We start from the raw sequence: 22,324 nt of genomic DNA, 5'->3' as shown, positions 1-22,324 counted from the left end.
CAAGCAATGTTTAATATTTCTCTTCCTTTTATCCTATTCGACAATATGAAGAAAAAACCATTTTTGATCTATTAACAGAAGGTGTTCTTAATGAAAATTTTTTACAATTTACTTTATGGCAATATTCAGTATGGCTCACTTGCTCTCCACTCATATGAAAGAATATTTTGGCGGAAGAAAAAGTTTGCCTTATAGTCAAATTTGACTATAATATTCTTTATGGCATATTAGTGCACTTATGGAAAAGAAATTAAAATCAACTATACATTTAAATTTTTATCCACTGCACTCAAAACTTAATATAGTTTACTTATTTCTAAAGGAGGGTTATATTTGGAAACTCAACCATTAAAAAAAGACACCAACAAGACAAAATTTGTTGTTGCTGGTTTACTGCTTGGTATATTAATGGCCGCAATGGATAATACAATCGTTGCAACCGCAATGGCAACAATTGTTGGAGACCTAGGAGGATTTGATAAGTTCGTTTGGGTCACATCAGCTTATATGGTAGCAACAATGGCAGGGATGCCTATCTTCGGGAAACTTTCTGATATGTACGGACGGAAACGTTTTTATATTGGGGGCCTCATTCTTTTCTTATTCGGTTCTGCGCTTTGCGGAACAGCTTCAAGTATTGAGCAATTAAGTATTTATAGAGCTATTCAAGGTATCGGTGGTGGTGCCCTTATGCCTATCGCCTTCACAATTATGTATGATATCTTCCCACCAGAAAAACGCGGGAAGATGACAGGACTATTCGGTGCTGTTTTCGGGACATCTAGTGTATTCGGTCCTTTATTAGGTGCTTATATTACAGACTATATAAGTTGGCATTGGGTCTTCTATATCAATATTCCATTAGGACTTATCTCCTTTTTCTTCATTACTAAATACTACAGTGAGTCTCTAGAATTTAGAAAACAAAAAATTGATTGGGCTGGTGCTATTACACTTGTCATAAGTATTGTTTGCTTAATGTTTGCATTAGAACTTGGTGGTAAGGAATATGCCTGGAATTCCACTGTAATTATTGGCTTATTTACAACAGTAGTTATTACGCTTATTATTTTCTTCTTTGTAGAACGAAAAGCAACCGAGCCTATTATTTCGTTTCATCTATTTAAAAAACCTTTATTCGCAGCTAGTCAAGGAGTTGCCTTTTTCTATGGTGCCGCTTTTATTATCTGTACAGTTTATATTCCAATCTTCATTCAAGGCGTTCTTGGAGGTTCCGCCTCTAATGCTGGATTAATTTTAACACCAATGATGGTCGGTTCTGTAATTGGAAGTCAAACAGGAGGACAATTAGCTTCTCGAACAAGCTATCGTAACATTATGATGGTATCTGGTGTCTTCTTCGTTCTTGGTATTTATTTATTAAGTACTTTAACAATGGACACACCTCGTTTACTCGTAACACTATTTATGATTCTCGCTGGGCTTGGTGTTGGCTTCTCATTCTCAGTATTAAGTATGTCCTCTATTCACAAGTTGGAAATGCGGGACCGTGGTTCGGCGACATCAACAAACTCATTCTTCCGATCACTCGGTATGACTCTTGGTGTAACGATTTTCGGTACAATTCAAAATCATATTTTTACAGATAAACTAAACTCTGTATTCCCCCCTGAACTAGCAAAATTAGCTCCAAAAGGCGGAGACACAAGTTTCTTATTATCACCAGGCGCTACCGCCAAAATTCCTGCTGAAATATTAGCGGGTATTAAAGAAGCTCTCGCTACATCTATTGCGAACACATTCTTCTGGGCACTCATCCCGGCTGTACTAAGTATTATTTGTATTTTACTTATGGGAAATGAACGCCTCTTTACAGGTCCTAAAAAGAAAGAAAAACAAAAGCAAGTTAGTTAATATAAAAAAGAAGCGGCATATCCCTTTATGAAAAAGGATATGCCGTTTATAATATGTATAAAGTGAAACTTTAATCAGTGGGGGCATCCCCCCACTGATTATTAGCCCTCACCAATCGGGCTTTTACGGGCAGTTAATGCGGGATAAAGTTTTTATATACAGGAGTTGAGACAGCATGAGCATGAAATTAGTCATTCTCGGCTTGCTACTCGAAGGAGATAAACATCCATATGAAGTGCAGCATATTATGAAAGAACGACAAATGGATTGTTACATTAAATATGCTAAAGGATCACTTTATTACGCCTTCGAGCAATTAGAAAAGCAAGGCGCAATTCATATTACAAATGTAATTAAAGACACAAATCGACCTGACAAAACGATTTTTCATATAACAGAAGAAGGTAAAAAACTATTTCACACTTTACTATTAAAACAATTCGAAGCCAAAAACCAAATATATAAACCTATTTATTCAGCCTTATCTTTCGCTCACTTTAGCAATGATCACGAATTAGTTCCTATTTTAGAAAAAAAGAAAAACGATACTCTTCAATATTTACATACTATGCAAACGATATATGATTGTAATAAAGGAAAGGTTTCACGTGCACAACTATATATTCTGCAAAGTGTAATTGAGCATATTACAGTTGAATTACAATGGCTAAACACCCTCCTTAAAGATGCTATAGCAGGCCGACTTTCAGAAGTTGCTATAGATGAAAATTGAGCTATGAAAGAAGACATCCTACTTCTTTCATAGCTCAATTTCTCTTTTTATACTGTAATATTATTAGTTAATCCAGAATAAAAAGTCATAATAATAAGAAATAAAAACTTTTGAATTTTCTTATTTTAAAACAGTAGACAAAATTCCAAAAATTGTGTTAGAATTTGTTTCAATATCATATCGCTTGTTAAATTCCTTTCAAAAGGAAAATAGGTACACGAAAGTTTCGTTTCGTGTTTAAAAGGGAAGCTTGGTGAAACTCCAACACGGTCCCGCCACTGTAAATGCTGAGATTTCTTTTTAGTGCCACTGTGAAAACGGGAAGGTGAAAGAAATTATATGAAGCATAAGTCAGGAGACCTGCCTGTTTTAACAACACTGATAGATTCACGGATGATGATGAGGTGTTAAAACAAAAAGGAAGGCTTATTTTCTATGCCTTTATACTTTTTGTTATAGGTATTTCCTAGTAAACGGAAGTGCTTACTTTTAATTAGGGAGGAATTTGAAATGGCAATTCAAACAAGTAACTTAGGTTATCCACGTATCGGATTACAACGAGAGTGGAAAAAAACATTAGAAGCTTTTTGGTCCAATAAAATCAATGAAGAACAATTTTTAACAACAATGAAAGAAATCCGCCTTCAACACGTAAAAGTACAGCAAGAAAAAGGGATTGAACTCATTCCAATTGGCGACTTTACATATTACGATCACGTTTTGGATACCGCTTATATGCTAGGATTTATCCCATCACGTTTTTCTGAGTTTACATCTTACCTTGATGTATATTTCGCAATGGCGCGTGGCTCTAAAGATCACGTAGCTTCCGAAATGACAAAATGGTTTAACACAAACTATCATTATATCGTTCCTGAATATGAAGAGGGATTACAAATCTCTTTAAAAGATAATCGTCCACTTCGCTTATACGAAGAGGCAAAACAAGAATTAGGCGTAGATGGCAAACCTGTTATTTTAGGACCATATACTTTTTTGAAATTAGCTAAAGGCTATACACAAGAGCAATTTGCTACTATTTTAAAACAGTTAGTTGCACCATACGTACAACTGCTTTCAGAACTACATGCAGCTGGTGCACCAGCCATTCAAGTTGATGAACCGATTTTTGCTTCTTTAACGAAAGAAGAAGTTCAACAAGCAAAAGAAATTTATGAAGCTATTCGTAAAGAAGTTCCAAATGCGACTCTTCTTTTACAAACATATTTTGATAGCGTAGAAGAAAACTATGAAGAAATTATTACATTCCCGGTATCCGGTATTGGATTAGATTTCATTCATGGTAAAGAAGGTAATTTAAATGCTATTTCAAAATATGGATTCCCAGCTGATAAAACTTTAGCTGTCGGTTGTATAGATGGCCGTAACATTTGGAGAGCTGACCTTGATGAAGTCCTTGAGCTATTTACAACGTTACAAAAACAAGTCCAAACGAAAGATATCATCGTTCAGCCTTCTTGTAGCTTATTGCATACACCAATCGATAAAACAGAAGAAACTCACTTATCGACTGAGCTGTTTGATGCGTTAGCATTTGCAAATCAAAAATTAGAAGAGTTAGTTCTTATTCATTCCGCTCTCACTCAAGGTACAGAAAGCATTAGTAATGAGCTGGAAACATATCGAAACGTACATCATACAATTCGTTCATCTGCTGCACGTAACCGAGAAGATGTCAAAGCAGCACGAACAGCACTAAAAGAAGAAGATTTTTCACGCCCTCTTCCATTTAAAAAACGATACGAATTACAGCAAGTTGCCCTGGAGTTACCGCTATTACCAACAACGACCATTGGTAGCTTCCCGCAAACAACTGAAGTTCGTCAAACGCGAAAAGAATGGCGTAACGGCGTTATTTCAAATGAACAATATGAACAATTTATTGAAAAAGAGACAGAAAAATGGATTCGTTACCAAGAAGAAATTGGTCTTGATGTCCTTGTACATGGTGAATTTGAAAGAACTGACATGGTCGAATATTTTGGTGAGCGCCTTGCTGGTTTCTCATTCACTAAAAACGGTTGGGTACAATCTTACGGTTCCCGCTGCGTAAAACCACCTGTTATTTATGGTGATGTAGCCTTTATTAACGGCATGACTATTAAGGAAACAGTTTATGCACAAAGCTTAACGGAGAAAGTTGTAAAAGGAATGTTAACCGGACCTGTTACAATTTTAAATTGGTCCTTCGTTCGAAATGATATTCCAAGAAAAGAAGTTTCGTATCAAATTGCACTAGCTCTTCGTCACGAAATTGAACTACTTGAATCTTCCGGAATTAGAGTAATCCAAGTCGATGAGCCCGCACTTCGTGAAGGAATGCCACTAAAAGAAAAAGATTGGGATGCTTATATTACATGGGCAGTACAATCCTTCCTTTTAGCAACTTCTTCTGTAGCAAATGAAACACAAATTCATACTCATATGTGTTACAGTAACTTCGAAGATATTGTTGACGCGATTCGCGCATTAGATGCAGATGTAATTTCTATCGAAACATCAAGAAGTCACGGAGAATTTATTGATACTTTAAAACATACAACATATGAAAAAGGCATCGGCCTAGGTGTATATGATATTCATAGCCCACGTGTACCGAGTAAAGATGAAATGTATAAAATCGTAGAACAATCTTTACAAGTATGTGATCCTAAATATTTCTGGATTAATCCTGATTGTGGTTTAAAAACGAGAAGAACAGAAGAAGTTATTCCAGCTTTAGAACATATGGTGCAAGCAGCGAAAGATGCTCGTTCCCTTTTAAAAACAAACGCATAACAAAAATGGGTTATCCTTTTCTCAGGATAACCCATTTTTTATTCTTTACTTTCAAAAAAGAATTCGTATTGTATTTTATATAATTCATCATCCGTTGGCTCTTCAAGAGGAATTGCTTGTAATACAACTGTATACTCACCATTTGGAATAGGTATTTGAAATTTATTAGAAAGAATACTCGTTATAACGATACTTTCATTTTCAACTGTAAAAGGAACCGTAATCGTTCTAACTACTTCTTCTTTTTCAATATGTTTCCCTGGGGTCACTTTCACTTCACAAGTATAATCAGAAAGCGCTTCAAAAATAACAGTTCCATCTGCCTTAGCATAACCTCTTTCAAAATCTTCATCAGTCCAATCTACATAAGGCTGCTCACCGTCATAGTTCATCAACATTAATTGCGAATAAGAAATCGTTAACTCCATAGTTCCCCTTCTCCTTCATTATGAAATATACAACTACTACTTCACTTCAAATTTTACTCGCGTACCATCTGGGTATTTATCTAACTTATTCCCTACCCAAGAGCCTGCTCCGCGGTTATCCGCCGGACTTATATATTCAATATGTGCTCCTTTTCCGCCTTCCTTGCACATCGCCATTGGCCATTCATCACGATCATACCCTTTTTTTGATGGATATGGTGCTAACGACAATTTCCTTCTATCTGCAGCACCACCACGATCGATTGTACAAACTTCTGAATGCCCTTCTTTTATAGCATCCGTAATATGTTTTCCTGTCTCTGGATAACGTTCTTTCGGAAATTCTAACACTTGATCATACGTATTCGTTTTCTTTACACTTGTTTCCTCTGGCACAAGTACTTCATAAACTGCTACTAAAATAGACAGAATTGCGATAATTGAAATGATAATACCTTTTAATTGCTTCATGTATACCTCCATGTTTCTACCAGTTTCTTTTCCTCCGTTATTATAACAAACTTCTTCTGTATATGTTTTCAGACATTATTGCAGCTCTTCTTCGCTATTCCGCCAAAAACTCTCATTTTTCTTCATCTTTTCACTAATGCTGTAGAAAACTAATAACCTTCCGACATTCTTTTTCAAAGGAAGTCCTCATAAAAGATTGAAATGATATATACGATACTTTTTGGGGAGGAAATATTATGGAAGCTACCTATAAAACGAAAGATGTCACGAATAAAACAGGCATCCCAAAACATATAGTTCGCAAATATAGTCAACTGTTAGAGGAACATGGTTATATGATTTCCAAAACAGCTGATGCTCGTATTTATAAGCTGGATGATTTAAAACTATTGAAATCTATTCATGAAAGAGCTGCTACACTGCAAGAAGATATTTCAGAAACGATACCAATTATTTTAAAAGAAAAAGAGGCCCCACCTGTACCAGTTATACAAGATAAACAAGAAATACAACCGAAAGAAAAAGAAGATGGGCGTAACTTTGAGGAGTTCATGTTAAAACTTGAAATGCTCGCTCAATTAAATGAAGCAATTATTCATCAAAATTCTACTCTAATTACACAAAATCGTTTAAAGGATGAGAAACTAGACGAATTGATGCAACAAGTTTATGTAAAAGAAGGCTCTCAAGAAAAAATGCTTCAAGAGTTAGTCGATCACGCCGCTCAAACAGATGCATTGCAAAAAGAAAAGATGGACTTATTAATGAATCATATGTATAAACGAGAATCCAAACAGGAAGAAAAAATGAATAAACTTGTTAGTCAAATTTATAACAAGGATAGTAACCGTGATGCACAGCTTATGCAAGTTATTCGAGAAATTCAAGAAACAAAAAGAATGGTTGCTGCCTCAAAAGAGCAAAGCTTCTTTCAATCATTTAAAAGTTTATTTAGCCGAGCAAAACAAGAAAAAACAAACGAATAAACAATATAAAATAAAAAGTTACCTTCCATCGGTAACTTTTATTCCTTATTTTGTACAGCTGGTAATATAATAATTGCTTCAGTGCCTTTTCCGCTCTCACTCTTATATTCCAATGTACCATTATGCGCTTGTAAAATACTAAATGTTACCATAAGCCCTAATCCTGTTCCTTTTTCTTTTAAAGAATAATATGGTTGCCCCAGCCTTGCTAACTGTTCTTTCGTCATACCAACACCACTATCTTTAACTCTTATTATGATTGTTTCGTCTTTTTGAATAGCTGTTACTTTTAAATATCCTTTATTTCCTTGAATTGCTTCAATACCATTTTTAACAACATTCATAATAGCTTGCTTCAATTTTGTCTTATCACCAATCGTATAAAGACTTTCTGAAATTTCAACTTGTAAATATACACCTTGCATCGCTGCAAATGACGACATAAGAGTGGTCATTTCTATTAATTGGGCTGATAAACAAATGTGTTCTTTTTTCTCAATTTGCGGCCTTGCTAAATTTAAGTAATCTGAAATAATTTGTTCCGCCCGATCCAATTCAGCTAATACGAGACGCATATAATCCTTATTCTTCACATCTTCCGTGCTTTCTAGCAATTGGATAAATCCACGAACAACAGTAAGGGGATTGCGAACTTCATGTGCCACACTTGCTGCTAATTCACTTACAATATTAAGTTTTTCTGATTTTTGCATCTCTGTACGTAGCAATGCATTTTCATTTAAATATTCAGTTAAATACACCTGAAATACCATTGTCATGACCATGATAAGCGAGGCAAATATAAATCCGCTATATATTTGCGAAATATACGGTGTAAATCCTGTTTCCAAAAGAACATTAATCATGCCTAATACTAAAGAAACAAGCACATAAAATGATGAAATCATAAATGCTAAAATTAATTTCTTATCCTTTGAAAAAAGAGACCATTTCTTTGATAAAAATAGCGGAACTATCAATAGAAATATTACTTCTAAAACTGGAAGAAAGCTCATTCCCTTTAGTAACCATTCATATGCAACAAAAATAACCGCTGGGATTAAACCAACAATCCCACCATATAAAAAACCACTGACAATTGGAATGGGGTGAAAGTTATACCCACACACATTGCCAAAACAAATAGAGTATGTCATGGAGAGAATGAGCGTAACGCTAGATAAAAACATAATAAAGTAACGATTTGGCTTCGGAGGCATTTCTTGATAGCGATTTAAACGAATCGCTTCATATAAAAATAGTGGCAAAATTATGATGGCAATTTGAATCAACAAATCACGGATAAGCTCCATAACCTCTCATCCCCTATATGTATTTTGATATGATTATATCATTTTATAGGTGTATTTGTTTTAAAATTTTGATTTTTCTTAACATATTTGTTAATTCTTTGTTAACAGCTCATAATAATTGTTACAGATTTTCGAAATGATTGTAAACCCTGTACCAAATTTCCTTCATGCAGTATACAATGAATACGGATTACAAAGAAAATATAAAAATACTTTTTTAGACGGACAACTATAGCAAAATACAGCATATAATCCATACTATCTATGTTTACAAATAAGTGATCATTACTTTAGTAGGAGGAAGATAAATATGGCGGGTACTACGCTTGTTTTAAAAGAAGAAAATTTGGTTGTTCTAGAAAATGTTGAAAAATCAGTATATGAAGAGTTACAGCATAAAGCGGGAGAAGAAAACTGCACATGTGCTGTGAACGAATCAGTTGTTCACCTTGGCAAGGTATCCTCTGTACTCTGGAATGAAGATGAAATAGATTGGGAATACGGATATTAAAAAGTCGCTTATAGCGGCTTTTTTTCTCTTTTCTCTCTCTTTCTAAATAACATATACAAAGCGTAATCATAGAAAATATGATAAAATGAACTTAATTTTCAAACGGAAGAAAGGGAGATACAATGGAACAATTCATTAACCCTAGAGTGAAGGACATCCAAATTTCTGGAATCCGTCAATTCTCTAACATGATTCAAAACTATGATAATTTGATTTCTTTAACAATTGGACAACCCGATTTCCCTACACCTTCTCTCGTGAAAGAAGCGGCTAAACGGGCTATTACAGAAAACTATACAAGCTATACACATAACGCTGGTTTACTAGAATTACGCAAGGCAGCTTGTAACTTCGTAAAAGATAACTACGATTTACATTATTCACCTGAAAACGAAACCATCGTTACAATCGGTGCTAGCGAAGCAATTGATGTTGCATTCCGAACGATTTTAGAGCCAGGAACAGAAGTAATTTTACCTGCTCCTATTTATCCAGGCTACGAACCTATTATTCGATTATGCGGTGCAACGCCTATTTTTGTAGATGTTCGTGAAACTGGATTTCGTTTAACAGCTGAAGCGCTTAAAAATGCTATTACAGAAAAAACAAGATGTATCGTACTACCGTATCCTTCTAACCCAACTGGTGTAACTTTATCCACCGAAGAATTAAAAGATATTGTAGATGTTTTAAAAGATAAAAATATTTTCGTCCTTTCAGATGAAATTTATAGCGAGCTTGTATATGAACAAAAGCATACATCTATCGCCCATTTCCCAGAAATGCGTGAAAAGACAATTGTCATTAACGGTTTATCTAAATCACATTCTATGACCGGCTGGCGTGTTGGACTTTTATTTGCACCAAGCTATTTAGCAGGACACATATTAAAAGTTCATCAGTACAACGTAACGTGCGCTACTTCAATCGCTCAATACGCTGCAATTGAAGCATTAACAGCGGCTAAAGACGCACCTAAAATGATGCGCCACCAATATAAAAAACGCCGTGATTACGTATATAATAGACTCACTCAAATGGGATTAACAGTTGAAAAGCCAACAGGTGCATTTTATTTATTCCCATATGTTGGTCATTTGACATCTTCATCATTTGATTTTGCACTTAATCTTGTTAAAGAAGCAGGACTAGCTGTAGTTCCTGGAACAGCATTCTCTGAATACGGTGAAGGCTACCTTCGCTTGTCCTATGCGTATAGTATCGAAACTTTAAAAGAAGGCTGCGACCGATTAGAAGCCTTTTTAAAGAAAAAAGCTAAGAGTTAAACTCTTAGCTTTTTTTATGCATAATGATCACAAGTTTGACGTTTTAGTAATTTATGAGGAATAATGATACACTTTGCAGTGGATTCTGCATTCTCTACTTTATCAACTAATGCTTTTGCTGCCTCATATCCTAGCTGATAAATATTCACATCAACTGTTGAAAGTGGAGGGCTTGCAATTTCTGATAATAAAGCATTATTAAAGCTTACAATAGAAACATCCTTCGGTACAACGAATCCTTTTTTAGAAAGAGCACTTAACACACCAAGTCCAATTAAGTCATCCGTTGCCATAATTGCCGTCGGCGGTTCCTGCAGTCCCATTAATTCCTCAACGGCTTGTTGACCACTTTCCCTCGAAAAATCAAAATGTAAAATATATTCTTTTGGTAATACAATGTCTGCTAATTTCAAGGCATCACTCATACCAGCTAAACGATCTCTCGTTACAAGTAAATCTGATCCACCACCAATGAACGCGATTTGCTTATGCCCTAATGAAATTAAATATTCTGCCACTTCTCTTGCAGCTGTATAATTGTCATTATCTACATATGTAATTTCATCTTTTCGATCATATGGTTTTCCTATTAAAACAAACGGGAAATTTTGTTCATGTAAATATTGAATAATCCGATCATTCTCTCTTGAATATAAAAGAATAATGCCACCAATTTGGCGTCCCTGTACCATCTTTACGACACCATTAAAAATTTCTTCTTCCGTTTCACCTGTCGACATGTAAAGCGCATAACCTTCTACGTGTGCAAATGAACTAATCCCTCTTATAACTTCTGGGAAAAATGGATTTTGAAAAGCTTTACTTGCAGAACTTGGCATAACAAGACCAAGTGTCTTCGTCGTTTGGTTCGCAAGATTTCTCGCATTTAAATTGGGATGATACCCTAATTCACTCATCACTTTCCTAACACGGCGCTTTGTCTTTTCACTTATACTTGGATTATCAGCAATTACACGAGAAACTGTTGATGGTGCAACATTCGCTTGCTTCGCCACATCTTTAATTGTAACTGTCATAAAAATCCCCTCCTCTCATTTCTCTGCCATTTTTCATATATTTTATCTCGCACTCATTGCAAGTCATAAACTTTCATTTCTTATATCTTGCAAAACTAATCCTATTCTCCCTCTTCATGTATTGTAAGGGATATAGCTATTTTTTCCTATACTATAATATACTATTTATTTCACTTCTTTTCACATGTGATGTCAAATCTCTTTTCATCTCCCTATAAACTTATTTATAGGGAGATGAAAAGAGAAATGGGACGTAATGTCCCATTTTTCATCCTTTTGTACCTCCAGCTGTTAAACCAGAAATAAAGTATTTTTGTAGTGATAGGAATAAAATTGAAATTGGGATTGCAATTAACACAGAACCCGCTGCAAACGTTGTAAATTCATTACCGAATTTTTTCGCAACCATTTCATATAATCCAACTGCTAAAGTATAATTTTCTGGCGTTCGCAAAATAATACTCGCTAAAATGAAATCTGTAAACGGACCAATGAAAGTAAATAACGCTACAACCGCTACGATTGGCTTTGCAAGTGGCATAATGATTTGCCAAAAAATACGAAAATGTCCTGCTCCATCCATACGAGCTGATTCATCCAGTTCTTTCGGAATCGTATCAAAATACCCTTTCATAAGCCATGTATTCATCGGAATGGCCCCGCCTACATAAATTAAAATTAATGCAAGATGTGTATCAATTAATCCTGTTAATTGAGCTAATACGTATAGAGCAATTAACGCTGCAAAGTTTGGAATCATTTGCAGAATTAAAAATGTTAATAAACCATTTTTTCTTCCAACAAAACGATATCTCGAAAATGCATAAGCAGTAAAGCTAATTGCTAACACTGAGAAAATCATCGTTAAAACACTTACTTTTAATGTGTTTTTATACCATAGTAAGTAATTACTATTCTCTAGATCTAATAACTTACGATAATGATCTAACGTTGCATTTTGTGGAATAATACTTGATCCAGATAAACTATCACCCGGATTAAACGATGAGCCAATAATCCATAATAACGGATAGAAAATGATGGCACACATTACGAAAATAACTAAATAACTTAATGAGAGACGTAACATCTTCTGTCTTTTAATATTCATTTACATCATATCCTCTTCTTGGAATGATTTTGTTCTCTTAAATTGCCATAACGCAACTGTAATAACGATTAACGATAATATCATTGTAAGAGCTGCTGCTTTTCCGTACTGCGCTGAAGTCATCGTTAACTTATAAATCCATGAAATTAAAATATCCGTTCCACCTGCGTCTTGTCCAGCTACAGCAGGACCTCCACCGTTAAATAGATAGATGATACTAAAGTTATTAAAGTTAAACGTATATTGCGTAATTAATATTGGCGCTGTTGCGTATAACACTAGTGGCAATGTAATTTTACGAAACTGTTGCCAAGCTGTCGCTCCATCTACTGTAGCCGCTTCATATAATTCTCCCGGAATCGATTGCAGTATACCTGTTGTCATCGCAAAGATAAACGGGAACCCAAGCCACGTTTGAATCATAATTAAAGCAATCTTCGCCCAAAATGGATCTGTCATCCAAGCAATCTTTTCAATTCCGAATAAAGCTAATACTTGATTGTTAATCGCTCCGAATGTTTCATTAAACATACCAGAGAACACAAGAATAGATACGAATGCTGGAACAGCCCACGGTAAAATAAAGATTGTTCGAATAATCGCCTTTCCTTTAATACCGGGCTGATTTACGATAATCGCTAAGAAAATACCAAGCGCAACTTGTAATGTTGTTGCAACGAATGTCCAAATGACAGTCCAAGAGAATACACTTACAAATGTCTCTCTCCACATCGGTAAAGTGAAAATATCAATAAAGTTTTTAAAGCCCACCCAATCTACTAATTTAGCTGGAGGAGAATGATATAAATCATAGTTTGTAAATCCAATTAAAACTACGAAGATGATTGGAAATACGACAACAAAGATAAGTAGTAGAAAACCTGGTGAAACCATTAAATAAGGAAAACCTTGATCTAACAAATTACGGTATTGCTCTTTTACAGAATTTAACGGTGTTCCGATATCACGTTTCTTTCCATTTTGGTATGCATCATATAAGTTAAATGCATATATGCCGAGTCCAAAAGCGATAACGATAAGGGCCAAGATTCCTTCTACTAATAGAAAGACAGAATGGTCACGTGGAACTTCTGTACCAAGCGTTACAATACCCCATAATCCCATATTTAATAAATCAGCAAAGGCTACAATAAATGAACCTGTTAATACTAGAAAAATAAGACCTTTTACAAATTGTTTATTATACATTTGGCCCACGCCTGGAATGATTGATAACATGGTTGCCATTTTCCTATGCTTAGAATGATTCAACCCATTTGCTGGTTCCATAGATGTTTGCATGTTCCTTCCCCCTTTTTTCTTCCTACATGGAAGGGAGAGAATTCGTGCCTCTCATATTAGAGGCACGAATTTCACCTTATTTTTTCTTGTTATGATTTGCCTCAATATTACCTTTAATTTGTTTCACTGCACTATCAAGCGCCGCTTTTGGTGCCTCTTTATCTGTAACAACTAATTGAAGCGCATCTCCAGCTGGTTTCCAAACTTCTTGCATTTCTGGAATGTTTGGCATTGGAATTCCATTTTCAGATTGCGTTGCAACTGCTTTTGCAGCTTCGTTATCTTTAATAATTGGATCTTCCATTACTGATTTTACTGGAGGAATTTCTTTTGTTTTTTCAAATCGAATTTTTGCGTTTTCTTCATTTGTTACCCACTCAGTGAATTTTGTAGCTAAATCATTTTGTTTAGAGAAACTAGTTACATGCCACCCTTTAACCCCAACGAACGTTTTCATTGGTTGACCATTTGGTAATTTCGGCATTGGAGCAACGCCATAATCAATTCCGTTCTTTTCCATTGCTTGGAACGCCCATGGGCCATTCATGATAGATGCTGCTTTTCCTTCATTGAATAACCCATCAGCAGCAGGCCCACCTGATTCACCGATAATACCTTTCGGGAATAATTTTTCTTTGTACCATTTTTGAAGATATTCAGCACCTTGTACTGCTCCGCTATTATTTAATCCAACATCACTTGCATTTGGCTTTCCATCTTTTTCACCAAATACATAACCGCCCATACCTGCCATGAATGCATTAGCAAAGTAGAAGTTATCTCCTAATGCTAAAAATCCGTACTTGCCATCTTTCGTAAATTCTTTTGAGAAGTTAAACAGCTCGTCCATCGTTTCTGGCGCTTTTGGCATTAGTTTTTTATTGTAAATAAAGACTGGCGTCTCAATTGCTTTTGGTAAACCATATAATTTTCCGTTATATGTCTGTGCTTTTATTGATGAATCAGTAAATTTACTCTTTACAGCATCATCTGCTTTCACTTCAGAAAGTAAACCTTCTGTTACTGCATTTCCGATTTGATCGTGTGGCAATGTTACAACATCTGGTCCAGTCCCCGCTGGCCCATCAAGGCGTAACTTCTTCACTTGATCTGTCATTTGCATTTCAACAACTTTTACTTTTACTTTATATTTTTCCTCAAAGCTTTTCACTGCTGGTTCTAAACCAACACCTTTTTTATCATCTTCCCAAACAAGAAGATCATAATCTTTTTTCGCTTTACTTTCCTCTTTTTTCCCTGAATCTTTCGGTCCACATGCAGATAACATACCAATAGATAATGCTGAAACCGTTAATAATGATAATGCTTTCTTCATCCCAAAAACCTCCCTAAATTGTCTATGTACCTCAGTAACTGAAAACGTTTGCATTTAATAGTTTAATTGAAGCGCAAACAATATCTCAATTTACGAAAACGTTTGCGCTATTTGTCTATCATTATACATTCTTTTATTCATTTTGCAAATATTAATTTAAAAATTATGTCATTATACTCTTTATACATTGACTTTATATGAAATGAATACTACTCTTATAAGCAATATTAAAGCTATGAGAAAGGCAATCGTTTGCAATATAGGCTTTATTATTACACTTAAGGGAATACTATGTATAGAGATATTGAAAGGGGATTTTCTATATGTTTAAAGAAGCCATTTATCATAGGCCGAAAGATAATTATGCATACGCTTATGATGAACAAACAATTCACATCCGAGTACGTACTAAGAGAGATGATGTTCAATGCGCCGATCTTATTTACGGTGATCCTTACGAATGGAAAGACGGGAAATGGATATCATCAAGTACACCCATGAAAAAAACGGGTTCTACTGCATTATTTGATTATTGGTCCATTGCAATCGAACCGAAATTTAAGCGCTTACGTTATGGATTTGAATTAAAATCTGAAACAGACACTCTTATTTATGCAGAGCGAGGATTTTTTTCTAGCATTCCAAATGATGATGTTGGTAACTTTTTCTGTTTTCCATTTATTCATGCAGATGATGTATTCAAAGCACCATCTTGGATTAAAGACACCATTTGGTATCAGATTTTTCCTGAACGATTCGCTAATGGCGATAGTACGCTGAATCCAGAAAACACCCTTCCTTGGGGAAGTGCGAATCCAACTACAACTAATTTTTTCGGAGGAGATTTTGCTGGTGTTATTCAAAACCTTGATTACCTTGTTAACCTTGGCATTTCCGGAATATATTTCACACCTATTTTCAAAGCTCATTCAAACCATAAATATGACACAATTGACTATATGGAAATTGACCCACAATTTGGGACGAAAGAAACTTTTAAAGAGCTCGTTGAAGAATGTCATAAGCACGGTATAAAAGTAATGCTCGATGCTGTGTTTAATCATAGTGGATACTTTTTCGAGAAATTTCAAGACGTACTAGAGAATGGTGAGAAGTCCGCATATAAAGAGTGGTTCCACATTCATGAATTCCCGATTATAACCGAACCACTTCCAAATTATGATACTTTCGCCTTTACACCGTATATGCCTAAATTAAATACAGCTCATCCAGATGTAAAAGAATACTTACTTGAAGTAGGACGTTATTGGGTACGCGAATTCAATATAGATGGCTGGCGCCTTGATGTCGCCAATGAAGTCGATCACAACTTTTGGAGAGAATTCCGAACTGAAATAAAGACACTAAATCCTGAAGTATATATTTTGGGAGAAATTTGGCACGATGCCCTTCCGTGGCTACAAGGCGATCAATTTGATGCTGTCATGAGTTATCCTGTTACAAACGCTCTACTTTCTTACTTTGCTAACGATTCCATTAAAGCAAGTGAATTCACGAAGCAAATTACAGAATCTCTACATTCCTACTCTATGAATGTAAATGAAGCAGCATTTCATTTATTAGACAGCCATGATACTCCAAGAATTTTAACAACATGCAACGGAGATAAAAATAAGTTGAAATTGCTCTATGTATTCCATCTTTCTTTCATCGGCTCTCCTTGTATTTATTACGGGGATGAAATTGGTATGGATGGCGGCATGGACCCTGATTGCCGTAAATGTATGATTTGGGATACTAAAGAACAAGATCATGCATTATTTACCCATATACAAACATTGATTTTATTACGTAAAGAACATAAAGCATTTGGAGGACATGGTACTTTTCAATTCATCGAAACAAATGATGAACATAATTATATTTCTTATACGAAAACATATGAGGATGAAACTATCTTTTTCGTTTTAAACCCTACTAATAGTGAAGTTACAGTTTCACTCCCTCTTCATGTTACTGGTAAGAAAATAATTAACATTTATACAAACGAAGAATTTTCAGCGGAAGCAAGTGTATTACAAGTTACACTTCCTCCATATGGATTCTCCATATTAAAATGGTAATCCAAAAAGCCTTATGCCAAGTTTGAAGTGGCATAAGGCTTTTTCTTATTTCAATTTGAATACTATCGCTTCATACGGACGTAATGGAATGTTATCTATCGATCCGATTTCTACATCGTAATTGTGTATAAATAACTCTGATTCACTATAACCAATATCCTTAGGCATTTCAAATACACTTTCATCCGCAGTAAAGTTTGCAATGACAAGTAGTTTTTCATCTCTATATGTTCTTACATAAGCAAAAATAGAAGGGTCATTATCTAATATTAAATCATATGATCCATATACAACTATTTCATTATTTTTGCGTAGTTCAATTAATTTCTTATAGTAATAAAAAATTGAACCTTCATCTTGAATTGCTTGTTTCACATTAATCTCTTTATAGTTAGGATTTACAGTAATCCAAGGTTCACCTTTTGTAAATCCAGCGTGATTCTGATCATTCCACTGCATCGGAGTTCTAGCATTATCACGGCCCTTTATATAAATAGATTCCATTACTTTTTCTATATCTTCACCATGGTCTATCACTTTTTCTTTATACATATTTAACGTTTCAATATCTCGATATTCATTAATCGACTCAAATCGGACATTCGTCATTCCGATTTCTTCTCCTTGATAAATATATGGCGTTCCTTTCATCATATGAAGAACTGTCGCTAACATTTTTGCTGATTCAATGCGATACATTCCATCATTACCAAAACGAGATACAACGCGAGGCTGATCATGATTATTCCAATAAAGGCTATTCCATCCTGTATGCTCTAATGCTTTTTGCCACTTTGTTAAATTCTCTTTTAAAGTAAGAAGTGAGCATGGTTTTACATCCCACTTTCCACCTTCTCCTGAATCTAAATCCATATGTTCAAATTGGAATACCATTTGCAACTCTTTTCGTTCTTCTCCAGTATACAGTTGGGCTTCTTCTGTCGTTACACCTGGCATCTCACCAACCGTCATAATATCATAATGCGATAATACTTCTTCATGCATTTCATGTAAATATTTATGAATGTTTGGACCGTTCATAAAATGTTTATGACCTGAAACATAACCATCTTCATCTGTTTCAACAGCTGGTAGCCCTTCTTCTTTAGATATAAAATTGATAACATCCATGCGGAATCCATCAATTCCTTTTTCTAACCAAAACTTCATCATCTCATAAACATCTTGTCTTACCTTTTCATTATCCCAGTTTAAATCTGGCTGTTTTTTAGAAAACAGATGTAAATAATATTCATCCGTTATTTCATCATACTGCCATGCAGATCCACTAAAAGCAGCTCCCCAGTTGTTCGGTTCTTTCCCTTCTTTTCCAGGACGCCATATATAGTAATCTCTATATTTATTATCTTTTGATTTACGTGATTCAATAAACCAATTATGTTCATCAGATGTATGATTAACAACTAAATCCATCATCAGTTTCATATTGCGTTCATGCATTTCATGTAATAGCTCATCCCAATCTTCCATTGTTCCGAACTCGTTCATAATTTTACAATAATCGCTTATATCATAACCATTATCATCATTTGGAGATTCATAGACTGGTGATAACCAAATCACATCAATCCCTAATTCTTTTAAGTAATCTAGCTTTGAAATAATCCCTTGAAGATCTCCTATACCATCACCGTTACTATCCATAAAGCTACGAGGATAAATTTGATATACTACGCTTTCTTTCCACCATTGTTTTTCCATTATGCTACCCCATTTCATTCATTTTTCTCTTTTTTAAGGCGCAAACGTTTTCATTAATGAATGATAACAGATTCTATCTCAATTTAAAATAGCGCTTACAATTTTTATTGTTCTTTTTCTAAGAAAACATATGAAAATTACTAATAACTCTCCAATAAATGAAAACGTTTTATTTTTTTATTTATTTTTTGAATCTATTCGTTTATAATGAACTCAAAGAAAACGTTTGCATAATTATTTCTAGGGGGAAATACCATGGCAGAACTTAAATTAGAAAACATTTATAAGATATATGATAATAACGTAACAGCTGTAACTGATTTTAATTTACACATTCAAGATAAAGAATTTATCGTATTTGTCGGTCCTTCTGGATGCGGAAAATCTACAACATTACGAATGGTAGCTGGACTTGAAGATATTTCAAAAGGCGAGTTTTCAATTGATGGTAAACTAATGAATGATGTTCCTCCAAAAGATCGAGATATCGCAATGGTATTCCAAAACTACGCTCTTTATCCACATATGAGTGTATATGATAATATGGCATTTGGATTAAAACTTCGAAAAATACCAAAAGATGAAATCGATCGTCGTGTGAAAGATGCAGCAAAAATTTTAGGACTTGAACAATATTTAGATAGAAAACCGAAAGCATTATCAGGTGGACAGCGCCAACGTGTTGCGTTAGGTAGAGCAATCGTTCGAGATGCAAAAGTTTTCTTAATGGATGAACCATTATCAAACTTAGATGCTAAACTCCGTGTTGCAATGCGCTCAGAAATTTCTAAGCTACATCATCGCCTGGGAACAACAACAATTTATGTAACACATGACCAAACAGAAGCAATGACTATGGCTTCGCGTCTTGTCGTTATGAAGGATGGAAAAATCCAACAAATTGGAACTCCAAAAGAAGTATACGAAACACCAGAAAACATTTTCGTGGGTGGATTTATCGGCTCACCAGCGATGAATTTCTTCCGTGGTAAATTGACTGAAACCGATTTCGTTATAGATAATACTATAAAAATTAAAGTATCTGAAGGAAAAATGAAGATGCTACGTGAACAAGGCTATGTAAATAAGGAAATTGTTTTAGGTATTCGCCCAGAGGACATTCATGATGAACTACTATTTTTAGAAGCTTCGCAATCTACTGCCTTCACAACAAAAATTGAAGTCGCTGAATTATTAGGTGCTGAATCCATTTTATATATGAAACTTGGAAATCAAGATTTTGCAGCACGTGTAGATGCAAGACATACGTTTTCACCTGGTGACCAAATTAAATTAGCATTTGATATGAATAAAGCGCATTTCTTTGATAACCAAACTGAACAACGTATTCGCTAAAAAATTTATCTTTACTATACACATACAAAAAAACCGTCCACATATATTGAGGGCGGTTTTCATTATTATACTAGGGCTTCTACTGTATGAAATGATTGTCCTTTCGTGCTAATAATGCCGAAAATCGGTAAATCACTAAGCACCACTTCTTCTTGCTGTTTCATAAAAGATGACGTTAATTGTTTTATCTCTATCCAAACGTCATTAATACAAAGTACATTGGAATCGTTCTCTTGTTGGCGAGAAAAAATAGAATCTATTTTATATAAACCAGCATTTTGAAAAAGCATATCAATGCGACTGAATGCATTCAAAGTAATGCTAATAACGCGTTGCCAATCTCCTTGCTTTCCCATATCATAGGATACAAAAAGTGCTTCTCCGCCTAGATTCATAATTTCCTCCACTGTTGCTTGTCCACTCTCTTGATCAATGTCCGTCACAATAACTTTTGCGCCTTGTTTAGCCAACAAAAGAGCTGTATTACGTCCAATACCGATGCCACCGCCAGTTACGATAGCAACTTTTCCTGCAAGCTTCATTTTCATTACCCCTTCTATAAGTCTTACCGTCATTCAGTATACTCCTTTATAAGAATAATCTGCAAGCAAGAAAAATCGCTATTTTATTTGTGAACGCTTACTTTTTATCCTTCTTTTTTCTTACTATTACGCTGATCAAAAACTAGACCGATAAAAATGAGAATACCCCAAAAAATTATGCTACCTCCTGTCATTTTAACTTCCCCCTTATTATATAAAGTGAAATTTTACTCAGCTCCAATATAGCTTAATAAAGATATTATTTTTAATCATTATACAATTTCCTTAATTTTCAATCAATTATAAATAGAAATGACATATTTTAGCTTTTCCTTACTGTAAACATTCCCAATATACTTATAAAATCAAAAAGACCCTTTTATATATAAAAAGGTCTTTTTTCATTATACAAGACTTATTACTTTCGTTTTTGTCATTAAATCCTGAAAACCACAATTATCTTTGCGGAACAACATCATATATACATTACATATTAATGGAATTCCTAATAGCAATACGTTCGGTAATAACACTACAAAAAATCTTATAATTAATGTTTGCAACGTTAGCTTTTCACTCTTCAATGAAATTAATTTTATTCTCGTTACCTTTTTACCAAGAGTTACACCGTTCCAAAGAAAGGGTAATACAATAAAATATATCGCCATTAATATGAAAACTACTGCGAAATCATATCTAAAATCACCTAAGCTTATATTAAAGCGCTTAAACATAGCACTATAGTTTCCGGTCATAATAGCTACTACTGCACCATACATAACCGAGATTAAAAACATGTCAATTAGGGAAGCACCTATGCGATTCATTACAAGCGCTGGACGATGCATCTTTAACTTCATTTTATGTCGACTCCTTCATTTCCTTCTTTACCCGTCTCATCGTACCACTTCTAAAAAACATTGTAAACTAGCGTTTCTCTTACTTTTCTTGTACAATTTGTTACAATAGCATTATAAAGGAGGTTCCCATATTGAAAAAATGGATAATCCTATTCGTCGCCTTCCTATTAACTGGTTGTGCAGGAAACACAAGTCACTTAACTTATACGGTTAACGATGAATACGAACTCATACGTACTTCTGGAAATGCATTTGAACTTTTCCCCTCGCAAGATGCTGTATATGCCACACAATACATCCCTGCAAAAATTACAGACATTGCTTGGGATGATAAATACATTATTGCAAAACAAACTGAGGAAAAATCAGATCCAAATAACCCTGACGCAGCAATTGCAAATAGAAAAAGTGAACATTATTGGATTATTGACGTAAAGCACAATAAACGTTTCGGTCCCTACAATGAAAAGCAATTTAATGAACAAAAAGATGCGTTTAAAATTAAGGTGCCTTTTCAAAATGTAGATTTATACATAAAAGAAATAAAAAAACAGTCAGCATAATATTTGAAT

General features: G+C 34.6%; 20 protein-coding genes and 1 riboswitch. Of the genes, 9 read left to right on the top strand and 11 right to left on the bottom strand.

The annotated features are described in order from the left end of the window. Positions 1 to 333 precede the first annotated feature (333 nt). The 3 genes from ACTFRH_RS16555 (at position 334) to metE (ending at position 5,407) form a co-directional block, all read left to right on the top strand. Positions 334 to 1,875, top strand: a complete 1,542-nt coding sequence (locus tag ACTFRH_RS16555; protein ID WP_000449907.1) for an MDR family MFS transporter — start codon at positions 334 to 336, stop codon at positions 1,873 to 1,875. A gap of 175 nt (positions 1,876 to 2,050) precedes the next feature. Continuing rightward, the gene (locus ACTFRH_RS16550) at positions 2,051 to 2,608 is read left to right on the top strand and encodes a PadR family transcriptional regulator (protein ID WP_000062058.1); all 558 of its coding nucleotides are present in this window, start codon (positions 2,051 to 2,053) and stop codon (positions 2,606 to 2,608) included. 194 nt (positions 2,609 to 2,802) lie between these two features. Further along, a riboswitch (cobalamin riboswitch) is annotated at positions 2,803 to 2,990 on the top strand. Positions 2,991 to 3,118: 128 nt separating this feature from the next. Then, positions 3,119 to 5,407: a 5-methyltetrahydropteroyltriglutamate--homocysteine S-methyltransferase gene (metE, locus tag ACTFRH_RS16545; RefSeq protein ID WP_001007627.1), complete on the top strand. Its 2,289-nt coding sequence runs from the start codon at positions 3,119 to 3,121 to the stop codon at positions 5,405 to 5,407. Positions 5,408 to 5,445: 38 nt separating this feature from the next. Here the strand turns inward: metE and comJ are convergent, their stop codons facing one another. Together comJ and nucA are read right to left on the bottom strand one after the other, a co-directional pair. Continuing rightward, on the bottom strand, positions 5,446 to 5,835 hold the full coding sequence (gene comJ / locus ACTFRH_RS16540; protein ID WP_000424030.1) for a competence protein ComJ: 390 nt from the start codon (positions 5,833 to 5,835) through the stop codon (positions 5,446 to 5,448). A 36-nt stretch (positions 5,836 to 5,871) separates the two neighbouring features. Beyond that, positions 5,872 to 6,306 carry a DNA-entry nuclease gene (gene nucA, locus ACTFRH_RS16535; RefSeq protein WP_000811494.1) on the bottom strand — a complete coding sequence of 145 codons (435 nt, stop codon included), beginning with the start codon at positions 6,304 to 6,306 and terminating at the stop codon, positions 5,872 to 5,874. A 236-nt stretch (positions 6,307 to 6,542) separates the two neighbouring features. Between nucA and ACTFRH_RS16530 the strand changes: the two genes are divergently transcribed. Continuing rightward, positions 6,543 to 7,292, top strand: coding sequence for a DUF3967 domain-containing protein (locus ACTFRH_RS16530; RefSeq protein WP_000388466.1), 750 nt, complete (start codon positions 6,543 to 6,545; stop codon positions 7,290 to 7,292). Positions 7,293 to 7,330: 38 nt separating this feature from the next. Here the strand turns inward: ACTFRH_RS16530 and kinB are convergent, their stop codons facing one another. Beyond that, complete coding sequence (gene kinB / locus ACTFRH_RS16525; RefSeq protein ID WP_000420360.1) at positions 7,331 to 8,605, bottom strand: sporulation sensor histidine kinase KinB; 1,275 nt, start codon at positions 8,603 to 8,605, stop codon at positions 7,331 to 7,333. Positions 8,606 to 8,915: 310 nt separating this feature from the next. On the opposite strand from kinB, the gene ACTFRH_RS16520 reads away from it, so the two are divergent. Together ACTFRH_RS16520 and ACTFRH_RS16515 are read left to right on the top strand one after the other, a co-directional pair. Next, the gene (locus ACTFRH_RS16520; RefSeq protein ID WP_000929280.1) at positions 8,916 to 9,116 is read left to right on the top strand and encodes a hypothetical protein; all 201 of its coding nucleotides are present in this window, start codon (positions 8,916 to 8,918) and stop codon (positions 9,114 to 9,116) included. A gap of 122 nt (positions 9,117 to 9,238) precedes the next feature. Continuing rightward, positions 9,239 to 10,402, top strand: coding sequence for an aminotransferase A (locus tag ACTFRH_RS16515; RefSeq protein ID WP_000434579.1), 1,164 nt, complete (start codon positions 9,239 to 9,241; stop codon positions 10,400 to 10,402). A 14-nt stretch (positions 10,403 to 10,416) separates the two neighbouring features. Here the strand turns inward: ACTFRH_RS16515 and malR are convergent, their stop codons facing one another. The 4 genes from malR to ACTFRH_RS16495 all read right to left on the bottom strand — a co-directional run bounded on the left by malR (position 10,417) and on the right by ACTFRH_RS16495 (position 15,188). Beyond that, positions 10,417 to 11,439, bottom strand: a complete 1,023-nt coding sequence (gene malR / locus ACTFRH_RS16510; protein WP_000219050.1) for a maltose operon transcriptional repressor MalR — start codon at positions 11,437 to 11,439, stop codon at positions 10,417 to 10,419. Between the two features lie 268 nt (positions 11,440 to 11,707). Further along, a complete protein-coding gene (gene malD, locus ACTFRH_RS16505; RefSeq protein WP_001022608.1) occupies positions 11,708 to 12,550 on the bottom strand; it encodes a maltosaccharide ABC transporter permease MalD in 843 nt (280 codons plus the stop codon). Then, positions 12,551 to 13,852, bottom strand: a complete 1,302-nt coding sequence (gene malC / locus ACTFRH_RS16500; protein WP_001194994.1) for a maltosaccharide ABC transporter permease MalC — start codon at positions 13,850 to 13,852, stop codon at positions 12,551 to 12,553. Positions 13,853 to 13,928: 76 nt separating this feature from the next. Next, positions 13,929 to 15,188, bottom strand: coding sequence for an extracellular solute-binding protein (locus tag ACTFRH_RS16495; protein ID WP_000709921.1), 1,260 nt, complete (start codon positions 15,186 to 15,188; stop codon positions 13,929 to 13,931). A gap of 323 nt (positions 15,189 to 15,511) precedes the next feature. Between ACTFRH_RS16495 and ACTFRH_RS16490 the strand changes: the two genes are divergently transcribed. Continuing rightward, on the top strand, positions 15,512 to 17,272 hold the full coding sequence (locus tag ACTFRH_RS16490; RefSeq protein ID WP_000471789.1) for an alpha-glycosidase: 1,761 nt from the start codon (positions 15,512 to 15,514) through the stop codon (positions 17,270 to 17,272). A gap of 45 nt (positions 17,273 to 17,317) precedes the next feature. Here ACTFRH_RS16490 and ACTFRH_RS16485 read toward each other — a convergent pair whose 3' ends face one another. Further along, on the bottom strand, positions 17,318 to 18,994 hold the full coding sequence (locus tag ACTFRH_RS16485) for a glycoside hydrolase family 13 protein (RefSeq protein ID WP_003302590.1): 1,677 nt from the start codon (positions 18,992 to 18,994) through the stop codon (positions 17,318 to 17,320). A 255-nt stretch (positions 18,995 to 19,249) separates the two neighbouring features. Between ACTFRH_RS16485 and ACTFRH_RS16480 the strand changes: the two genes are divergently transcribed. Beyond that, positions 19,250 to 20,350, top strand: coding sequence for an ABC transporter ATP-binding protein (locus ACTFRH_RS16480; protein ID WP_000818931.1), 1,101 nt, complete (start codon positions 19,250 to 19,252; stop codon positions 20,348 to 20,350). A gap of 65 nt (positions 20,351 to 20,415) precedes the next feature. Here ACTFRH_RS16480 and ACTFRH_RS16475 read toward each other — a convergent pair whose 3' ends face one another. The 3 genes from ACTFRH_RS16475 to ACTFRH_RS16465 form a co-directional block, all read right to left on the bottom strand. Beyond that, positions 20,416 to 20,925: an SDR family NAD(P)-dependent oxidoreductase gene (locus ACTFRH_RS16475; protein ID WP_000218410.1), complete on the bottom strand. Its 510-nt coding sequence runs from the start codon at positions 20,923 to 20,925 to the stop codon at positions 20,416 to 20,418. Between the two features lie 71 nt (positions 20,926 to 20,996). Continuing rightward, complete coding sequence (locus ACTFRH_RS16470; protein WP_000145637.1) at positions 20,997 to 21,086, bottom strand: hypothetical protein; 90 nt, start codon at positions 21,084 to 21,086, stop codon at positions 20,997 to 20,999. A gap of 210 nt (positions 21,087 to 21,296) precedes the next feature. Beyond that, positions 21,297 to 21,752: an RDD family protein gene (locus tag ACTFRH_RS16465; RefSeq protein WP_000769083.1), complete on the bottom strand. Its 456-nt coding sequence runs from the start codon at positions 21,750 to 21,752 to the stop codon at positions 21,297 to 21,299. Positions 21,753 to 21,883: 131 nt separating this feature from the next. Between ACTFRH_RS16465 and ACTFRH_RS16460 the strand changes: the two genes are divergently transcribed. Continuing rightward, positions 21,884 to 22,315: a DUF3997 domain-containing protein gene (locus ACTFRH_RS16460; protein WP_000758790.1), complete on the top strand. Its 432-nt coding sequence runs from the start codon at positions 21,884 to 21,886 to the stop codon at positions 22,313 to 22,315. The last annotated feature ends 9 nt before the right edge of the window (positions 22,316 to 22,324 follow it).

It is taken from the genome of Bacillus cereus group sp. MYBK216-1 (assembly GCF_051916495.1).
Lineage (GTDB): Bacteria > Bacillota > Bacilli > Bacillales > Bacillaceae_G > Bacillus_A > Bacillus_A thuringiensis_K.
The sequence above is the reverse complement of the archived record's forward strand: the minus strand, read 5'-3'. Positions and strand labels throughout refer to the sequence as shown.